At 70.8% G+C, this 17,550-nt stretch carries 16 protein-coding genes and 2 rRNA genes (1 of these 18 cut by a window edge); 15 read left to right on the top strand and 3 right to left on the bottom strand.

The annotated features are described in order from the left end of the window. The 10 genes from AW27_RS14240 to AW27_RS14195 all read left to right on the top strand — a co-directional run. A 23S ribosomal RNA gene (locus tag AW27_RS14240) occupies window positions 1-935 on the top strand (it extends 2,184 nt beyond the left edge of the window). A 79-nt stretch (window positions 936-1,014) separates the two neighbouring features. Beyond that, a 5S ribosomal RNA gene (rrf, locus tag AW27_RS14235) occupies window positions 1,015-1,131 on the top strand. A 130-nt stretch (window positions 1,132-1,261) separates the two neighbouring features. Beyond that, the gene (locus tag AW27_RS14230) at window positions 1,262-1,915 is read left to right on the top strand and encodes an HAD family hydrolase (RefSeq protein ID WP_037918652.1); all 654 of its coding nucleotides are present in this window, start codon (window positions 1,262-1,264) and stop codon (window positions 1,913-1,915) included. Window positions 1,916-1,958: 43 nt separating this feature from the next. Beyond that, a complete protein-coding gene (locus AW27_RS14225; protein ID WP_037918654.1) occupies window positions 1,959-3,191 on the top strand; it encodes an MFS transporter in 1,233 nt (410 codons plus the stop codon). After that, window positions 3,163-4,311 carry an acetoin utilization protein AcuC gene (locus AW27_RS14220; protein ID WP_037919802.1) on the top strand — a complete coding sequence of 383 codons (1,149 nt, stop codon included), beginning with the start codon at window positions 3,163-3,165 and terminating at the stop codon, window positions 4,309-4,311. The genes AW27_RS14225 and AW27_RS14220 overlap by 29 nt, the downstream gene beginning before the upstream one ends. A 117-nt stretch (window positions 4,312-4,428) precedes the next feature. Next, window positions 4,429-5,259 carry a phosphatase gene (locus AW27_RS14215; protein ID WP_037919804.1) on the top strand — a complete coding sequence of 277 codons (831 nt, stop codon included), beginning with the start codon at window positions 4,429-4,431 and terminating at the stop codon, window positions 5,257-5,259. A gap of 114 nt (window positions 5,260-5,373) precedes the next feature. Next, window positions 5,374-5,583 (top strand): helix-turn-helix domain-containing protein, encoded by a 210-nt coding sequence (locus AW27_RS14210; RefSeq protein ID WP_008738568.1) that lies wholly within the window; start codon window positions 5,374-5,376, stop codon window positions 5,581-5,583. A gap of 142 nt (window positions 5,584-5,725) precedes the next feature. Then, on the top strand, window positions 5,726-5,824 hold the full coding sequence (locus tag AW27_RS14205) for a 30S ribosomal protein bS22 (protein ID WP_003948845.1): 99 nt from the start codon (window positions 5,726-5,728) through the stop codon (window positions 5,822-5,824). A 95-nt stretch (window positions 5,825-5,919) separates the two neighbouring features. Further along, window positions 5,920-6,996 carry an NAD-dependent epimerase/dehydratase family protein gene (locus AW27_RS14200; protein WP_037918656.1) on the top strand — a complete coding sequence of 359 codons (1,077 nt, stop codon included), beginning with the start codon at window positions 5,920-5,922 and terminating at the stop codon, window positions 6,994-6,996. Continuing rightward, a complete protein-coding gene (locus tag AW27_RS14195) occupies window positions 6,996-7,985 on the top strand; it encodes a lysophospholipid acyltransferase family protein (RefSeq protein ID WP_037918658.1) in 990 nt (329 codons plus the stop codon). The genes AW27_RS14200 and AW27_RS14195 overlap by 1 nt, the downstream gene beginning before the upstream one ends. A gap of 72 nt (window positions 7,986-8,057) precedes the next feature. Here AW27_RS14195 and AW27_RS14190 read toward each other — a convergent pair whose 3' ends face one another. The 3 genes from AW27_RS14190 to AW27_RS14180 form a co-directional block, all read right to left on the bottom strand. Next, complete coding sequence (locus AW27_RS14190) at window positions 8,058-9,266, bottom strand: DUF5667 domain-containing protein (RefSeq protein WP_037918659.1); 1,209 nt, start codon at window positions 9,264-9,266, stop codon at window positions 8,058-8,060. Between the two features lie 237 nt (window positions 9,267-9,503). After that, window positions 9,504-10,322 carry an ECF subfamily RNA polymerase sigma factor, BldN family gene (locus AW27_RS14185; RefSeq protein WP_037918661.1) on the bottom strand — a complete coding sequence of 273 codons (819 nt, stop codon included), beginning with the start codon at window positions 10,320-10,322 and terminating at the stop codon, window positions 9,504-9,506. Between the two features lie 371 nt (window positions 10,323-10,693). Further along, a complete protein-coding gene (locus AW27_RS14180; RefSeq protein ID WP_037918662.1) occupies window positions 10,694-11,677 on the bottom strand; it encodes an HAD family hydrolase in 984 nt (327 codons plus the stop codon). Window positions 11,678-11,785: 108 nt separating this feature from the next. On the opposite strand from AW27_RS14180, the gene AW27_RS14175 reads away from it, so the two are divergent. The 5 genes from AW27_RS14175 (at window position 11,786) to AW27_RS14155 (ending at window position 17,490) form a co-directional block, all read left to right on the top strand. Beyond that, on the top strand, window positions 11,786-12,073 hold the full coding sequence (locus AW27_RS14175; protein ID WP_037918664.1) for a glutaredoxin family protein: 288 nt from the start codon (window positions 11,786-11,788) through the stop codon (window positions 12,071-12,073). Window positions 12,074-12,345: 272 nt separating this feature from the next. After that, window positions 12,346-13,152 (top strand): redox-sensing transcriptional repressor Rex, encoded by an 807-nt coding sequence (locus AW27_RS14170; protein ID WP_037918666.1) that lies wholly within the window; start codon window positions 12,346-12,348, stop codon window positions 13,150-13,152. Beyond that, the gene (locus AW27_RS14165; protein ID WP_037918668.1) at window positions 13,149-14,861 is read left to right on the top strand and encodes a glutamyl-tRNA reductase; all 1,713 of its coding nucleotides are present in this window, start codon (window positions 13,149-13,151) and stop codon (window positions 14,859-14,861) included. Before AW27_RS14170 ends, AW27_RS14165 begins: the two co-directional genes overlap by 4 nt. After that, on the top strand, window positions 14,858-15,826 hold the full coding sequence (gene hemC / locus AW27_RS14160; protein WP_037918670.1) for a hydroxymethylbilane synthase: 969 nt from the start codon (window positions 14,858-14,860) through the stop codon (window positions 15,824-15,826). Before AW27_RS14165 ends, hemC begins: the two co-directional genes overlap by 4 nt. Then, window positions 15,823-17,490, top strand: a complete 1,668-nt coding sequence (locus AW27_RS14155) for a bifunctional uroporphyrinogen-III C-methyltransferase/uroporphyrinogen-III synthase (protein ID WP_037918672.1) — start codon at window positions 15,823-15,825, stop codon at window positions 17,488-17,490. The genes hemC and AW27_RS14155 overlap by 4 nt, the downstream gene beginning before the upstream one ends. Window positions 17,491-17,550: the final 60 nt, after the last annotated feature.

The raw sequence follows: 17,550 nt of genomic DNA, 5'->3' as shown, positions 1-17,550 counted from the left end.
CACGAATGGCGTAACGACTTCTCGACTGTCTCAACCATAGGCCCGGTGAAATTGCACTACGAGTAAAGATGCTCGTTTCGCGCAGCAGGACGGAAAGACCCCGGGACCTTTACTACAGTTTGATATTGGTGTTCGGTTCGGCTTGTGTAGGATAGGTGGGAGACTTTGAAGCATCAACGCCAGTTGGTGTGGAGTCGCCGTTGAAATACCACTCTGGTCGTGCTGGATGTCTAACCTCGGTCCGTGATCCGGATCAGGGACAGTGTCTGATGGGTAGTTTAACTGGGGCGGTTGCCTCCCAAAGGGTAACGGAGGCGCCCAAAGGTTCCCTCAGCCTGGTTGGCAATCAGGTGTTGAGTGTAAGTGCACAAGGGAGCTTGACTGTGAGACCGACGGGTCGAGCAGGGACGAAAGTCGGGACTAGTGATCCGGCGGTGGCTTGTGGAAGCGCCGTCGCTCAACGGATAAAAGGTACCCCGGGGATAACAGGCTGATCTTCCCCAAGAGTCCATATCGACGGGATGGTTTGGCACCTCGATGTCGGCTCGTCGCATCCTGGGGCTGGAGTCGGTCCCAAGGGTTGGGCTGTTCGCCCATTAAAGCGGTACGCGAGCTGGGTTTAGAACGTCGTGAGACAGTTCGGTCCCTATCCGCTGTGCGCGTAGGAATATTGAGAAGGGCTGTCCCTAGTACGAGAGGACCGGGACGGACGAACCTCTGGTGTGCCAGTTGTCCTGCCAAGGGCATGGCTGGTTGGCTACGTTCGGGAGGGATAACCGCTGAAAGCATCTAAGCGGGAAGCCTGCTTCAAGATGAGTATTCCCACCTCCTTGAGAGGGTAAGGCTCCCAGTAGACGACTGGGTTGATAGGCCAGATGTGGAAGCCCGGTAACGGGTGGAGCTGACTGGTACTAATAGGCCGAGGGCTTGTCCTCAGTTGCTCGCGTCCACTGTGTTAGTTCTGAAATAACGAACGGCTGTGATGACATGCCAGCGTTCTAAATTTCATAGTGTTTCGGTGGTCATAGCGTTAGGGAAACGCCCGGTTACATTCCGAACCCGGAAGCTAAGCCTTTCAGCGCCGATGGTACTGCAGGGGGGACCCTGTGGGAGAGTAGGACGCCGCCGAACAATTTTTATGGGGAAGCCCCGTACCTTCTGGTACGGGGCTTTTCCGCGTTCACGGGCCGGTCGGGTGACCCGGTGCCGGGGTGGGCACGGCGGCACCGTGCCGCATCCGTTTCCTCCGTAATGTGGAGGTATGGGCTACGACCTCGTCATCTTCGACAACGACGGCGTGCTGGTGGACAGCGAGCCGATCGCCAACAACGTCCTGGCCGGGTACCTCACCGAGCTGGGGCACCCCACCACGTACGAGGAATCGGTCCGCGACTACATGGGGGCCGCCGTGCGGCAGGTGCACGACCTCGTCGGAGAACGGACCGGCCGGCAGCTGCCGGCGGACTTCGACGAGACGCTCCACGCCCGGACCGTCGCCGCCTTCGAGACGGAACTCAAGCCCGTCCCCGGCGTGGAGGAGGTCCTCGGGGCGCTGACCGCCCACGGCATCGCGTACTGCCTGGCGTCCTCCGGAAGCCACGAGCGGATCCGGGTCGGGCACCGCCTGGCCGGCCTCGACGGGTGGTTCGAGGAGGAGTGGATCTTCAGCGCGGAGGACGTGTCCCGGGGCAAGCCCGACCCCGAGCTCTATCTGCACGCCGCACGCCGGATGGGCGTCGAGCCCGCGCAGTGCGTCGTCATCGAGGACAGCCCGCGCGGCATCCAGGCCGCCGCGGCCGCCGGGATGGACGTGTACGGGTACACCGCGCTGCTGCCCGCGGACCGGATGCCCGGTGCCACCGGGTACTTCGGCGACATGATGCAGCTGCCGCTGATCCTGCAACTGCCCGTGTGACCTCTCTACCCACGGGTAGCCCCGGGGCCTACGCTGACCCGCCATGACGGATGATGTGCGGCTGCGCCGCGGCCGCGGCGCCCTGGGGTTCAGCTTCTTCGTGCAGGGCGTCACCTTCGCCCTGCTCGTCACCCGGATCCCGGCCATCCAGGACCGGTACGGGATATCCGACGGGCTGTTGCCCGTCTTCCTGGCCGCCGTACCCGTGCTCGCGGGGGTGGCCAGCGTCGGTACCGAGCACCTGGTCAAGCGGGTCGCGCCCAGTGCCGTCCTGCGGTGGGCCCAGCCGCTGGTGCTGCTGTCGCTGCTCGGCGTGGGGGCCGGTGAGCGCCTGTGGCACGTGGCGGTGGCCCTGGGGGCGTTCGGGCTGTCGGTGGGTGCCCTGGACGCGTCGATGAACATGCTCGGAGTCAGCCTGCAGCGGGCCTACGGGCGCAGCATCATGCTGGGCTTCCACGCCGCGTACAGCCTGGGCGGGATCCTCGGTGCGTCCGCGGCCTGGTTCGGGGCGCACGCGCACCTGGGGTTGTTCGTCAGCTACCTGCCGGCCGTGGCCGTCCTGCTGCCGCTCGTGCTGTCGGGGAGCCGGTACTACGTCGACCGGGAGGAGCGCGCCGGGGCGGACGGCGAGTCGGAGCAGGGCCTGGGCAGCGGCGGGTTCGGGCTGCTGCTGCCGCTCTGCCTGGTGATGGCGTGCGCGTACATCGGGGACTCGACGGTCGCGAACTGGAGTGCCAAGTACCTCCAGGACGTGCTCGGGAGTTCGGAGCAGACGGCGACCGTCCCGTACAACGTGTACATGGTGACGACCCTCGTGGGGCGGGCCGTGGGCGACCTCGGGGTGCGGCGCTTCGGGGCGGTGGCGGTGGTGCGTTGCGGGACGCTGCTGGCGGCCTCCGGGTTCGCGGTCGTGGCGGCCGCCCCCGGGGTGTGGGTGGGGATGATCGGCTTCACGCTGCTGGGCGTCGGGCTGTGCGTGATCGTGCCGCAGACCTTCGCGGCGGCCGGGAGGCTGTTCCCCGGGGCTTCGGACACGGCGGTCGCGCGGCTGAACATCTTCAACTACGTGGGCTTCCTGATCGGGTCGCCGCTCGTCGGGGCGATCGGCGACGTTTGGAGCTACCGGGGGGCGATGCTGGTGCCGATGCTGCTCGTCCTGATCACGCTGTTCCATGCCCGCTCGTTCGGGCCGCGGGAGGCCCGATACGGTGTCGACCATGAGCGGCGAGCCGGTGACCGGGCTGTTGATGTGGGACGAGGCGGTAACGGGGTATGACTTCGGACCGAGCCATCCGATGGACCCGGTGCGCCTGGCACTGACCATGGGCCTGGTGCGCGCCTTCGGGCTGGACCGGGCCATGGAAGTGCGCGCGGCTCCCGTGGCCGGGGACTCGACGCTGCGGCTCGTCCACCGGGAGGACTACGTCGCCGCGGTGCGCGAGGTGTCGGTCGATCCGGACGCCGCCGACGGGTCGTACGGGCTCGGTACCGTGGACGATCCGGCGTTCCGCGGGATGCACGAGGCCTCGGCGCTGATCGCCGGGCAGTCCGTGGCCGGCGCGGAGGCGATCTGGCGCGGCGAGGCCGAGCACGCCGTGAACTTCGCCGGCGGGCTGCACCACGCGATGCCGGGAGGAGCGGCCGGGTTCTGCGTCTACAACGACGCGTCGCTGGCGATCGCCCGGCTGCTGGAACTGGGGGCGGAGCGGGTCGCGTACGTGGACGTGGACGTCCATCACGGTGACGGTGTGCAGGCCGCCTTCTGGGACGACCCGCGGGTGTTGACGGTCTCGCTGCACGAGCATCCGCGGACGCTCTTCCCGCAGACCGGCTGGCCGGAGGAGACCGGTGGCCCGGCGGCCGAGGGCTCGGCGGTGAACGTGGCGCTGGAGGCCGGCACCGGGGACGAGGGCTGGCTGCGGGCCTTCCATGCGACGGTGCCGGAGCTGCTGGCGGACTTCCGGCCACAGGTGCTGGTGACCCAGCACGGCGCCGACACCCACTTCGAGGACCCGTTGGCGCACCTGGCGGTGTCCCTGGACGCACAGCGGGCCGTGCAGGAGGCCTGTCACGCGCTGGCGCACGCGTACGCGGACGGGCGGTGGCTGGCGCTGGGCGGCGGCGGGTACGCGGTGGTGGACGTCGTACCGCGGTCGTGGACGCACCTGGTGGCGATCGCCGCGCACCGGCCGCTGGACCCGGAGAGCGCGGTCCCGGCGTCCTGGCGCGACGAGGTGTACGCACGGACGCGTCAGGTGGCGCCGGGGCGGATGACCGACGGGCGAAGCCCTTCGTGGCGGGACTGGGACGCCGGCTACGACCCGGCGGACCGGACGGATCAGGCCGTTCTCGCCACCCGGCGGGCGGTGTTCCCGCTGCGCGGCATGCTGACCTGACGGCTGGCGCCGCGGGCAGCGTCGGTGCCGGTGGGAGCCTGCTGCATCGTTACGCCAACTGTGGGGCTGTTCGGCAGAATTGATGACCCGACAGATGTGGTGGGGGAGCATCGGAGGGTGTTGAGCACCGGCGCGCTGCGTGCGCATCTGCTGGCCGCCCGGTTGGCCGGGCCCGTCGCGACCTCCCGTGAGGAGAGCCTGCGCAGCTACCGCCTGTTCGCGGCGCGGGATCCGAGGGTGCTGCTGGGGCTGGAGCCGGAGCGGGGCTGGGGCGAGGGTGAACTGCTGAGGCTGATGGCGGACAAGTGCGGTGTGTCGGCGGATCCTTCGCACGTCAGCGGCCCGGACACGATCGATCCGGAGCGGACGGTGGCCGCGCTGGAGGCGTTCGCGGGACGGCTCGCCGAGGCGGCCGGGGCGCGGTCGCACGTGTTGTTCGGGACCGGGCACCCGCATCGGCTCCTGGGTTTCTACGCCGGTCTGGCCGAGGCGATGTCGGCGGCGGGATGTGTTGTCCTGCGTCCGGCGCAGGGGGTGAGCGTCGACGTGGCGACCCGGTTCGGCGTACGCACGCACCGCATCGCTTACGTACGAGGGGTCGCACTGGTGCGGGAACCCGGCGTGCAGGCGCCGGGGAGTGCGACCGGCGTGCACAGTCATTCGCCGCTGCCGGTTCGGGTGGCTCTGGGGGCCCTCGCGGAGGCCGGCGAGCCCCTGCCGGACCTGGTGGTGGGTGACCACGGATGGGTGTGCGGCGCAGGTCAGCTCGGTGTGGAGGCGATCGGTCTGGCGGACACGGATGATCCCGCGCTGTTCGTGGGCGAGGCCGAGGGGCGGGTCTCGGTGGCCGTTCCGCTTGATGACGCGGTGCGATCGGACCACTACCATCCGCTTGCCCGGTTCGTGTTGGGCCGGGCGAGTCTGACGGGGCGGCAGGAGTGGCCGTAGCTCCTCTTCCCCACTCGTATCACGCGCCCCTACTCTGGGGAGTGAGCGTGCGACGACGAGGAGTAACCGGAGGGGAAGCCGGTGCCCGTCCTGCGCGGAAGGTCAAGGTGTGTCATGGCTGCTGGCGAGAGGCCTCTCAGTGAGGTTCAGTTCCTGACCGTGGCGGAGGTCGCCTCGGTGATGCGAGTGTCGAAGATGACCGTGTACCGGCTGGTGCACAACGGTCATCTGCCCGCGATCCGGGTGGGCCGGTCCTTCCGGGTCCCCGAGAACGCGGTCCACGAGTACCTCCGAGAGTCCTATGTGGGGGTGGAGTCGGCCTGAGACGGACGGACCCTGACGCCTTCGTAACCCCTGGGAAGCACTCGGATTACGGGCTCGGAGCTCGGGCGGGTAGGCTAGGCCGACGTAGGTCGTGTGGGCCCAGACGCCCCGCACCAGTGAAGAGAAGTGAGCGAGGGTAGTCGTGGGCTCTGTTATCAAGAAGCGGCGCAAGCGGATGGCCAAGAAGAAGCACCGCAAGCTGCTCAAGCGCACCCGCGTCCAGCGCCGTAACAAGAAGTAAACGGCAGCTGTACGTGTTCTCCGCAGCCCCTCCACCATCCTTGGTGGAGGGGCTGCGGTGCAGCCGGGTACTTCTTCGAGGGAGGCGCTGAGCTCGTGGGGAAGGTCGTACTCGTCACCGGGGCTGCCCGGCAGCTGGGGGGCCGCTTCGTGCGCCGGATCCAGCGCGATCCGGAGGTCGAGCGAGTGATCGCGGTGGACGCGGTGACGCCGCCGCACCGGCTGGGGTCGGCGCTGTTCGTCCGTACGGACATCAGGCAGTCCTCGATCGCCCGGGTCCTGGCCGAGCACGCCGTGGACACGGTGGTGCACCTGGCGGTCACGGGCAGTCGGCCGGTCGCGGGCGGCGCGTACAGCGCCGTCAAGGAGACCAACGTCATCGGGACGATGCAGCTCCTGGGGGCCTGCCAGAAGTCGCCGACGGTACGGCGGCTCGTGGTGAAGTCCACTACGAGCGTGTACGGGGGCACCCCGCGGGATCCGGCCGTCTTCACCGAGACCACGCCGCCGAAGTCACTGCCGGCGGGCGGCTTCGCCAAGGACGCGGCCGAGGTCGAGGGATACGTACGGGGCTTCGCGCGTCGCCGCCCGGACGTCGCGGTGTGCGTGCTGCGGTTCGCGAACATCCTGGGACCCTTCGCCGATTCGGCACTCGCCGAGTACTTCTCGATGCCGGTGACGCCGACCGTGCTGGGCTATGACCCGCGGCTGCAGTTCGTGCACGAGGACGATGTGCTGGAGGTACTGCGGCTGGCCGCGCAGGAGCCCCGGCGCGGAACGCTGAACAGCGGGACCTTCAACATCGCGGGTGACGGCGTGCTGCTGCTGTCGCAGTGTTCGAGGCGGCTGGGCCGGCCCACGCTGCCGCTGCTGCTGCCCGCGCTCACCTGGGTGGGGTCGGCGCTGCGGGCGGTCGGAGTCACCGACTTCTCGGCCGACCAGATGAGGCTGCTCACGCACGGCAGGGTCGTGGAGACCACCCAGATGCGCGAGGTGCTCGGCTTCCAGCCGCTCTACACGACCACCGAGACCTTCGCGGACTTCGCGCGGAGCCGGGGCAGCGGCCTGCTGCCGCCCGAGCGGGTCGGGCGGGCTGTGGACCGGGTGGCGGCCATGCTGGATGCGGACGGCCTGCGGGACGACGTCGACACGGTTGAGGGAGCGAAGCGATAGTGGCGGACGCCAAGGTCATTCCGTTCGACGAGGACCGGCCGCGCCGGCGGGTGCCCCGCCGGGTGCGGGCGGTGCCGGCCCCCGGACCGGCGCAGCGGGAGCCGGCCGCTGTCGCGCCGGATCCCGATGCGGCCCCCGCGGAGCGCGGTGACGGCTGGGACCGGCGGATCGCCGGCGGGCTGGCGTTCCTGCGGCGGCGGATCACCGGGGAGTACGAGGTCGACGACTTCGGCTACGACAAGGAGCTGACGGACCAGGTCCTGATGTCGCTGATGCGGCCGCTGTACGACAAGTACTTCCGGGTCGAGGTCAGGGGCATCGAGAACATTCCGGCGGAGGGCGGTGCCCTCATCGTGGCGAACCACTCCGGGACGCTGCCACTCGACGGACTGATGCTGCAGGTGGCCGTGCACGACCACCACCCGGCGGAGCGTCACCTGAGGCTCCTGGCGGCCGACCTGGTGTTCGTGCTGCCGGTGGTGAACGAGCTGGCCCGCAAGGCGGGACACACCCTGGCGTGCGCGGAGGACGCGCAGCGGCTGCTGGAGGCCGGTGAACTGGTCGGTGTCATGCCGGAGGGCTTCAAGGGGATAGGGAAGCCGTTCGGGGACCGGTACAAGCTCCAGCGCTTCGGGCGGGGCGGGTTCGTGTCGACGGCGCTGCGGGCGGGCACGCCGATCGTGCCCTGCTCGATCGTGGGTGCGGAGGAGATCTACCCCATGGTCGGCAACGCGAAGACGCTGGCGCGCCTGCTGGGCATCCCGTACTTCCCGATCACGCCCACGTTCCCGTGGCTGGGACCGCTGGGGGCGGTGCCGTTGCCGACGAAATGGACGATCCAGTTCGGTGAGCCGATCCCGACCGACGGGTACGCCGCGGAAGCGGCGGAGGACCCGATGCTGATGTTCAACCTGACGGACCAGGTGCGGGAGCAGATCCAGCACACGCTCTACAAGCTGCTGGTGCAGCGGAGATCCGTGTTCTTCTGACGCCGTCCGGCCGTCCGGTGGTGGGCCGGGACATCGCCCCGGCCCACCACCGCATCGTCTGCCGCTACCGCGCTACTTCGCGTCCTCCGCGCCGAGGCCCAGGCCCGGGAGGAGGCCCGGGAGCAGGGGCGGCAGGGTGATGTCGGGCTTCGGACTCTCCTGGGTGCCCGAGGCGGGCTGCCCCGACTGTCCCGTGGACGGCTTGAGCAGGTCGCCCGTACCACCGAGGAGACCGCCGTCGGCCGGCGGCCGGGTGCTGCTGCCCGACGGGGACGGCGCGGGGCCGCTGCCGGACGGCGTGTCCGGGGCGGGGGCGGGCTGCTTGGCACCGCTGGGCGCGTCCGGCTGGGCGGGGGAGCCCGACGAGCCGGTGCCGCGGGACTGCTCCGGCGGCTTGGGGAGCAGGCTCTGGAGCGGCGCCACGTCTTCGTCTATGGCCTGGAAGACCGAGTCCACTTCACCGCCGACGTCGGTGAGCTGCACGGGGAGCTTCTCGCGCAGCTTGCCCCACGTGTCGCGGTGGGAGCGGGAGAACGACGACAGGGTCTGGATCGGGCCCAGGGAGCCGTCCCGGTCGAACGCCGCCTGGAGGAGGCGGTGCCCCTCTTCCGCGTCGTGCTTGACGCCCGACAGCGCTCGGCGGATCGCACCCAGGGACTCGTGGTCCAGGGTGCCGGTCCGGCCTCGCTCCATGAGCCGGCGGGCCTCGGAGAGACGGTTGGAGGCCCGGTCGAGGTAGACCTCGCCGCGCTCCGCGTCGTCGTCGGCCATCCCCAGCTTCAGGTCCTCCATGCCCCGCTTCACCGGGTAGAGGTGGTCACCGGGCAGGGCGTCGGAACTGGCAGCGGCCACTCCGCTGAAGGCCCCTGCGGCCACACCCACGGTGAGGCCGCCCGCTGCGATGCCCTTGGACCAGCGGGAGCGGGGCCGCAATTTCCGGAGCGAGGTCGCCCGGTGGGCGCCGCGGCCGGTCCGCTGCTCGGGCACCTGAGGGTCCGAGGCGGCACCGCCCCCGGCCCTCTCCTCCAGCACCATGGCTTCCATGGCCGCAACGAGCTGCGCTCGCTGCACCACTTTGGTCTCGGGGTCCAGCACTGGGCGCGGCATCCGTTCGCCGAGCACGCTCGCCAGGGCCAACAACCGGTCGTGGTCAGCAGGTTCGGCAGGTGCCTCGGACTGCTCGGCCGCCGGGTCCGGTTCCGAAAGGTCGGATGGGTTCCGACCCTCCAGGGCCTGGGCGAAGGCGTTCGCCCGCCGGTGCGGGGTCACGTTCGCGATCACTGGCGGCACCTCCTCTCGTCATGACGATCGACTCCCCAAGGTGTCCGGAAGGTTGCCTTCCTTGAGCGCATCCACACTTTCGAGTGAGCGGCTTCGGGTAGGGCGTGTCCACAGGGAGCCTGCATTCCGCACAACGAGCGTCGCGGCACTTGGGTTACGGACGAAGGATGATCGGACCACAGCGTCATCGAGGGGTCACCGGATGTGAGGTCGGGTTGATGTTGTCTGCACGGTCCGTCAGCGGGCGTCTTCGGGGAGGAGGCGGGCCAGGGTGCGCACCGCCCGGTACTGGAGCGTCTTGATGGCGCCCTCGTTCTTTCCCATGACGCGGGCCGTCTCGGCGACCGAGAGGCCCTGCAGGAAGCGCAGGGTCACGCATTCCTGCTGCTGCGGATTCAGCTTCCGTACGGCTTCCAGGAGCGCCGCGTTGGAGAGGGACTCCAGGACGGAGTCCTCGGGACTGCGCTCCACCTCGTTGGCGTCGAGCATCTCCCCGGTGGTGACCTCCAGCCGGAAGCGGCTGGACTTGAAGTGGTCCGCCACCAGGTTGCGGGCGATCGTCACGAGCCAGGCGCCGAAGTCGCGGCCCTGCCAGGTGAAGGTGGAGATGCGGCGCAGGGCGCGCAGGAAGGTCTCACTGGTGAGGTCCTCCGCGGTCGCTTTGCCGCCGACGCGGTAGTAGATGTAGCGGTAGACCGTGTCGCTGTACTGGTCGTAGAGGCGGCCGAAGGCCTCGGCCTCTCCGGCCTGGGCGCGCTCGACCAGATCCATCATGCGGGCCTGGTCGCTGTCCGCCAGGGGGCGGCGGGGGGCGGCCTGGGTGCTCGTGCCGGCCGCGCCGTTCGAGCCTCCGGAGGCCGAGCGACCTCGTCTGCCCACCGTCGCCCCGCCGTCGGTCAGGGCGTAGCAGGGACCGGCCGGGCCGAGGCCGGCAGGAACCGCGGCGGCGAAGGTGGGGGCGGTGTACGCGGTGGGGACGAAGCCGCGCAGGTGGTCGAGGACCGTTGTGCGCAGCTGAGCCAGGCCCGAGGCGTCAACCCCGACAGGTGGGTACACGGGACTCCCAGAGGCAGAGCTTCCATCACGTGCAGTGCGGGACCGTTCATCCGTCGTGGCGACAGGTGGCCGGTGGCATGCGTTTGAGGAGAATAACGCTTCGTACAGGCGGCGCTACACCCAGTTGCTCAAATCACCGGTTCCGACACTTCTGTTGCGTGTCGAGGGCATATTCGGTCGCAGTTGGTGATCGATTCTTGATCGTTTAAGTGCGCGGAATGGAAGCTTCCAAGGAGGCCTGCGACCGAGTCGGGCGCGGCCGAGTGCCGCGTCCGGGGCGCGGGTAGAGGTGAGCGAATGCCCGTGGCAGGGCAGGCCGGCGGTGCGGGCGGGCGTGGCCGCCGTGTGGCCTGGGGCGGGGCCCTGGTCTGCTACTTGCGGCGCCGGTGCAGGGCGATCGCGGCGGCCGCGCCGCCGGCGATCGCGCCGACTCCGGCCGCCGCCGGGACGCCGACCTTCACGGCCTTGCGGCCGGTCCGATAGTCGCGCAGTCGCCAGTCGTTGGTCCGGGCATGCTTGCGCAGTTTTGTGTCGGGATTGATCGCGTACGGATGTCCGACCAGCGACAGCATCGGGATGTCGTTGTGCGAATCGCTGTACGCGGCGCAGCGTTCGAGGTCGAGGCCCTCGGCGGCGGCCAGCGCGCGGACCGCCTCGGCCTTGGCCGGGCCGTGCAGCGGCTCGCCGACCAGGCGGCCGGTGTAGACGCCGTCGACCGACTCCGCGACGGTGCCCAGGGCGCCGGTCAGGCCCAGCCTGCGGGCGATGATCGTGGCGGTTTCCACGGGCGCGGCGGTGACGAGCCACACCTTCTGGCCGGCGTCGAGGTGGGCCTGGGCCAGGGCGCGGGTGCCCGGCCAGATCCGCTCGGCCATGTACTCGTCGTAGATCTCCTCGCCGATCGCCATCAGCTCGGAGACCTTGTGGCCCTTGACGATGGACAGGGCGCTGTCGCGGGCGTCCTGCATGTGCTCGGGGTCCTCGACCCCGGCGAGGCGGAACCAGGCCTGCTGCCAGGCGAAGCGGGCCAGTTCGCGGCGTCGGAAGAACTCGCGCTTGTAAAGGCCGCGGCCGAAGTGGAAGATCGCGGCGCCCTGCATGACGGTGTTGTCGAGGTCGAAGAAGGCCGCGGCGAGGTCGTCGCCGGCGACGGGGAAAGCGGGCTCCGCGAGCTCCTCGGCCGGTTCCCCGGCTTCGAGGAGGTCGAGGTCGGTCTCGTCCGCCTCGGCTCCGGTGAGCTGGTCGGTCCCGCCCTGCGCGGTCTTGCGGGCGGCCTCGGCCGAGGCCTCGCCTGCCAGCACGCTGCGTGCGGTGGCGGAGCGCCTGCGGGGGGAGAGCCATCCGGGAGCGGCCATGACGCGAGCATAGCCACTGTGTTCGGGAGTTCCCGAACCGATGGGAAACGGAGGCGTTAACTCTTCGCGACACCGCCGGGCCCCGGCGGGCCGTGCGGGCGCGGGAGAATGGGGGGCATGAGCCCTTTGTTGCGCCGTAAAGAGAAGAAGAGCCCCGGTGAGCGGATGGTGACGCTCATCGGCAAGCCCGGGTGCCACCTGTGCGACGAGGCCGAGGAGGTCGTCGCCAAGGTCTGCGCGGAGACCGGTGCGCCATGGGAGAAGAAGGACATCTCGCAGGACGAGGAGCTCTACCGGCTCCACTGGGAGCAGATTCCGGTGGTCCTGGTTGACGGCGAGCAGCACACCTTCTGGAGGGTGAACCCGGACCGGCTTCGGCGGGCATTGGGAGGGTGACTCACTCCCCGGTTACCATCATGGGCGATTTGTGGGGTCTGGGGGCGTATCTGTGAGGAGTGTGCACGGTTTTGCCCCCTTTGGTATTTGAACGGGTTCGGCGTGCCGTCGGTTCCGGATTTGCGTGCCGACGTCGCGTGACCCCGGTCACTTTGGTCGGACAAAGCGGACACAATCTTTGTGCACGCGTTCACAAAGGCATAGCCTGCTGTCGACGGGGCGGTCCTGGGACAAGAGGCCGCCTGCAGCCCCGCTCATCCCGCAGGAGCATCGTGGCAACTGGCCGAACTCACCGACCGGCGACCCGCAGCCGAGGTATTCCCGAGGCCACTGTCGCCCGGCTTCCGCTGTACTTGCGCGCCCTGACCGCGCTCTCCGAGCGATCGGTCCCCACGGTGTCCTCCGAGGAGCTCGCGGCGGCCGCCGGAGTCAACTCCGCCAAGCTGCGCAAGGACTTCTCGTACCTGGGTTCCTACGGCACCCGCGGCGTCGGCTACGACGTCGAGTACCTCGTCTACCAGATCTCCCGTGAGCTCGGCCTGACCCAGGACTGGCCGGTCGTCATCGTCGGCATCGGCAACCTCGGCGCCGCCCTCGCCAACTACGGCGGCTTCTCCGCGCGCGGCTTCCGCGTCGCGGCCCTCATCGACGCCGACCCGGCCATGGCCGGCAAGCCGGTCGCCGGCATGTCCGTGCAGCACACCGACGACCTCGAAAAGATCATCGAGGAGAACGGCGTCTCGATCGGCGTCATCGCGACGCCCGCCGGTGCCGCCCAGCAGGTCAGCGAGCGGCTGATCGCGGCCGGGGTCACCTCCATCCTGAACTTCGCGCCGACCGTGCTGTCCGTGCCCGACGGTGTGGACGTCCGCAAGGTCGACCTCTCCATCGAGCTCCAGATCCTGGCCTTCCACGAGCAGCGCAAGGCCGGCGAGGAGGCCGCCTCGGCCGCCGAGCCCGGCTCCGGGGCGGGCGGCGCCGCGCCCGCCGCCGCCGTCGTGCCGCCGGCCGGGCGCACCACCGCCGAGGCGCGCAAGCCCGGACCCGAGGGCGATGTCCCGGCGGTGATGCCGGCATGAGCCTGCTCGTCGTCGGGCTGAGCCACCGCAGCGCACCCGTGAGCGTGCTGGAGCGCGCCTCGCTGTCGGCCGACACCAAGACCAAACTGCTGCACGACACCCTCGCCGCCGAGCCCGCGACGGAGGCGACGGTGCTCGCCACGTGCAACCGCATCGAGCTGTATGCGGACGTGGACAAGTTCCACGCCGGCGTCGCCGAGCTGTCCACCCTGCTCGCCCAGCACAGCGGGGTCGCGCTGGAGGAGCTCACTCCCTACCTGTACGTGCACTACGAGGACCGGGCGGTGCACCACCTGTTCTCGGTGGCGTGCGGACTGGACTCCATGGTCGTGGGCGAGGGACAGATCCTCGGCCAGATCAAGGACGCCCTCGCGCTGGGGCAGGAGCTGCACTCCGCCGGCCGGCTGATCAACGACCTGTTCCAGCAGGCGCTGCGGGTCGGCAAGCGGGCGCACTCGGAGACCGGCATCGACCGCGCCGGCCAGTCGCTGGTGACCTTCGGGCTGGAACAGCTCGCGGCGGGCACGCCCGTGGCCGAGTGGGCCCGGGGCCGGCGTGCCCTGGTGATCGGCGCCGGGTCGATGTCCTCGCTGGCCGCCGCCACCCTCGCCCGGGTCGGCGTCGCCGAGATCGTCGTGGCCAACCGGACCGCCGAGCGGGCGGAGCGGCTGGCGGAGATTCTGGTTGCCTCAGGCACGGGTGTGCGGGCTTCGGCCCTCGCGATGGCGGCGGTGCCGGACGAGCTGACCCGAGTCGACGTGGTCGTGTCCTGCACGGGTGCCACCGGGCTCGTGTTGACCGCCGACGACGTCCTGGCCGCCGTGTCCTGGGGGGCCGCCGGTGAGCCCGCGCCCGCCGAGCAGGGTGCGCTCGGGGCTGCACCCCAGGCCCACCCGGCCGGGCCGCCGGCCGGGCCGGAAGCGGCCATGCCGGACGGCGACGTACTGGCCCGGCTGGTCGCCGCCGCCGAGGCGGGCGGCCGGATCGCCGACGCCGGAGCCGCGCGGACCATCAGCGCTTCCGCGGACGCCGCGGCGGACGGGTGCCCCGTCGGGCCCGACGGGCGCTCCGCGCTGACCGGCGTCGACGCCAACTCCCTCGAACTGCACGGGACCTGGGCCGACCAGGGCGAGGCCGCCGCGCAGCGGCAGCCCCGCAGGACCGCCCGTGCGCAGGCCCACGCCACCGACGTCCGGCTCGCGCTCCTCGACCTGGCCATGCCCAGGGACATCGACGCGGCCGTGCACCGGATCCCGGGCGTCCGGCTCGTGGACATCGAGTCCCTCGCCGAGGCGTCCGCAGACGCCCCGATGGCGGCCGACGTCGACGCCGTACGCGGCATCGTCGCCCAGGAGGTCGCCGCCTTCGGCGCGGCACAGCGGGCCGCCCACATCACGCCCACCGTCGTCGCCCTGCGGGCCATGGCGGCCGAGGTCGTGGCCATGGAAGTGGCCCGCCTCGACGGGCGGCTCCCGGACCTCGACGAGCGACAGCGCGCCGAAGTCACCCAGACCGTGCGCCGCGTCGTGGACAAGCTCCTCCACGCGCCGACCGTGCGCGTCAAGCAGCTCGCGAGCGAGCCCGGCGGCGCCGGGTACGCGGAGGCGCTGCGTGAACTCTTCGACCTCGACCCTCAGACGGTTGCTTCCGTCAGCCGGGCGGACGCGGCCGATCCGAAGAACGACGACGACCCAGGACGGGCATCATGAACACACGTCCCGACCAGCCGCTGCGGCTCGGTACGCGGCGGAGCAAGCTGGCCATGTCCCAGTCGGGGCACGTCGCCGAGGCGGTCCGGGAGCTCACCGGCCGGCCCGTCGAACTCGTGGAGATCACGACGTACGGTGACGTCTCGCGCGAGCACCTCGCCCAGATCGGCGGGACCGGCGTGTTCGTCACCGCCCTGCGCGATGCGCTGCTGCGCGGCGAGGTCGACTTCGCCGTGCACTCGCTGAAGGACCTGCCGACCACGCAGCCCGACGACCTCGTCATCGCGGCCATGCCGCGGCGTGAGGACGCCCGCGACGCGCTCGTCGCCCGCGACGGCCTGACCTTCGAGCAGCTGCCCGACGGCGCCCGGGTCGGCACCGGCTCGCCCCGCCGCACCGCCCAGCTCAACCACCTGGCGCGGTCACTCGGCAAGCGGATCGAGACCGTGCCCATCCGCGGCAACGTCGACACCCGCATCGGCTTCGTCCGCGACGGCGAACTCGACGCCGTCGTCCTGGCGGCCGCCGGCCTGAACCGGATCGGCCGCGGCGACGAGGCCACCGACCTGCTGTCCGTCGACAGCATCCTCCCCGCCCCCGGCCAGGGAGCCCTGGCCGTGGAGTGCCCTGCGTCCTCCACGGACCTCATCGCCGCGCTCGGCCGGCTCGACGACCCGCACACCCGGGCCGCCGTGACCGCGGAGCGTTCTCTGCTCGCCGCCCTGGAGGCCGGCTGCAGCGCACCCGTGGGCGCGTTCGCCGACCTGCTGGCCGACGGACGGATTGTCAATGAAATGCGCCTGCGCGGCGTCGTCGGAACCCTCGACGGCACGACGCTGGTGCAGCTGTCCACCACCGGTCCCGTGCCCCAGTCGTACGACGACGCCATGGCGCTCGGCCGCGAACTCGCGGACGAGATGCTGGCCAAGGGCGCGGCCGGTCTGATGGGGGAGCGATCGCTTTGAACCCCTCAATTCCGACCACCTCCGCCTTTCCGGCCGTCGCCGCCCACGGACACGTCACCTTCCTCGGTGCCGGCCCGGGCGACCCGGGTCTGCTCACGCTGCGGGCCGTCGAGGCGCTCGCCGCCGCGGACGTACTGATCGCGGAGCCCGAGGTGCTCGAAGTCGTACGGACGCATGCGCGCGCGGGTGTCGACACGCCGCAGCTGACGGTAGCTGACGAAGTGTCAGCAGCCGCCGGGGTCCCGGTGATCCGGGACGCGGCCAATCTTGTCATGGAGGCCGCACGCTCCGGCAGGCGGGTGGTCCGTGCCGTCACGGGCGACCCCGGACTCGACGGCAACGCCGCCGACGAGATGCTCGCGTGCGCGTCCGAGGGGATCCCCTTCGAGGTGGTGCCCGGTGTCGCGACCGCCGTCGGCGTGCCCGCGTACGCCGGTGTCCCGCTGCGCGACAAGCAGGGCGCGGATGTGCGGTTCGTCGACGCCAGGACCGCGTCGGCACGCTGCTGGAGCGAGGCCGGGGCGAGCGACGGGGTCCTCGTCGTCTCCGCGACGCTGGAGACGGCCTCGGCCGCCGCCGCCGAGCTGGTGAGCGCCGGACGCAAGCCCGACACCCCGCTGACCGTGACGGTCTCCGGCACGACGACGCGCCAGCGGACCTGGTCGGCGACGCTCGGCACGATCGCCCAGGTGTTCAAGCAGGGCAAGGTGCTGCCCTCGCCCGAGGGTGCCCGCCCCGTCATATGCGTGGTCGGCGAACACGGAGCCGCCGCGCGCCGCGAGGACCTCTCCTGGTTCGAGTCGAAGCCGCTGTTCGGCTGGCGGGTCCTCGTACCGCGGACGAAGGAACAGGCTGCTTCGCTCTCCGACCAGCTGCGCTCCTACGGCGCGGTGCCGCACGAGGTGCCGACGATCGCCGTGGAGCCGCCCCGCACCCCGCAGCAGATGGAGCGCGCGGTCAAGGGCCTGGTGACGGGCCGCTACGAGTGGATCGCCTTCACCTCGGTCAACGCGGTCAAGGCGGTCCGCGAGAAGTTCGAGGAGTACGGGCTCGACGCGCGGGCCTTCGCCGGCATCAAGGTCGCCGCGGTCGGCGAGCAGACCGCCGCCGCGCTGGTGGAGTTCGGCGTGAAGCCGGACCTGGTCCCGAGCGGGGAGCAGTCCGCGGCCGGACTGCTGGAGGACTGGCCGCCGTACGACCCGGTCTTCGACCCGATCGACCGCGTCTTCCTGCCGCGGGCCGACATTGCCACCGAGACGCTGGTCGCCGGGCTGATCGAGCTCGGTTGGGAGGTCGACGACGTCACCGCCTACCGGACCGTGCGCGCGTCGCCGCCGCCGGCCGACACCCGCGAGGCGATCAAGGGCGGCGGCTTCGACGCCGTTCTCTTCACGTCCTCCTCGACCGTCCGCAACCTGGTCGGGATCGCGGGCAAGCCGCACAACGTGACGGTCATCGCCTGTATCGGCCCGGCGACGGCCAAGACCGCGGAGGAGCACGGCCTGCGGGTCGACGTGCTCTCCCCGGAGCCGTCGGTGTCGAAGCTCGCGGAGGCCCTCGCCGAGTACGGCGCGGCACGCCGCGAGGCGGCCAAGGAGGCCGGCGAAGCGGTCTTCCGGCCGAGCGAACGACGCCCGGGCGCGCGCAGGCGTCGTACGACGTGAGCGGCTTAGCCGGCCGGAGACGGCCTGACGGAACGGTCGAGGGGCCCGGGTGCACGCACC

Origin of the sequence: Streptomyces sp. PCS3-D2 (genome assembly GCF_000612545.2) — a bacterium.
GTDB lineage: Bacteria > Actinomycetota > Actinomycetes > Streptomycetales > Streptomycetaceae > Streptomyces.
This window is presented reverse-complemented; position numbering and strand designations above follow the sequence as displayed.

Bases quoted from the DNA above. Each gene is read 5' to 3' on its own strand.
- AW27_RS14230 (WP_037918652.1), top strand. From the start codon at position 1,262: ATGGGCTACGACCTCGTCATCTTCGACAACGACGGCGTGCTGGTGGAC.
- AW27_RS14225 (WP_037918654.1), top strand. From the start codon at position 1,959: ATGACGGATGATGTGCGGCTGCGCCGCGGCCGCGGCGCCCTGGGGTTC.
- AW27_RS14220 (WP_037919802.1), top strand. From the start codon at position 3,163: ATGTGGGACGAGGCGGTAACGGGGTATGACTTCGGACCGAGCCATCCG.
- AW27_RS14210 (WP_008738568.1), top strand. From the start codon at position 5,374: ATGGCTGCTGGCGAGAGGCCTCTCAGTGAGGTTCAGTTCCTGACCGTG.
- AW27_RS14180 (WP_037918662.1), bottom strand. From the start codon at position 11,677: ATGGCCGCTCCCGGATGGCTCTCCCCCCGCAGGCGCTCCGCCACCGCA.
- AW27_RS14175 (WP_037918664.1), top strand. From the start codon at position 11,786: ATGGGGGGCATGAGCCCTTTGTTGCGCCGTAAAGAGAAGAAGAGCCCC.
- AW27_RS14165 (WP_037918668.1), top strand. From the start codon at position 13,149: ATGAGCCTGCTCGTCGTCGGGCTGAGCCACCGCAGCGCACCCGTGAGC.
- hemC (WP_037918670.1), top strand. From the start codon at position 14,858: ATGAACACACGTCCCGACCAGCCGCTGCGGCTCGGTACGCGGCGGAGC.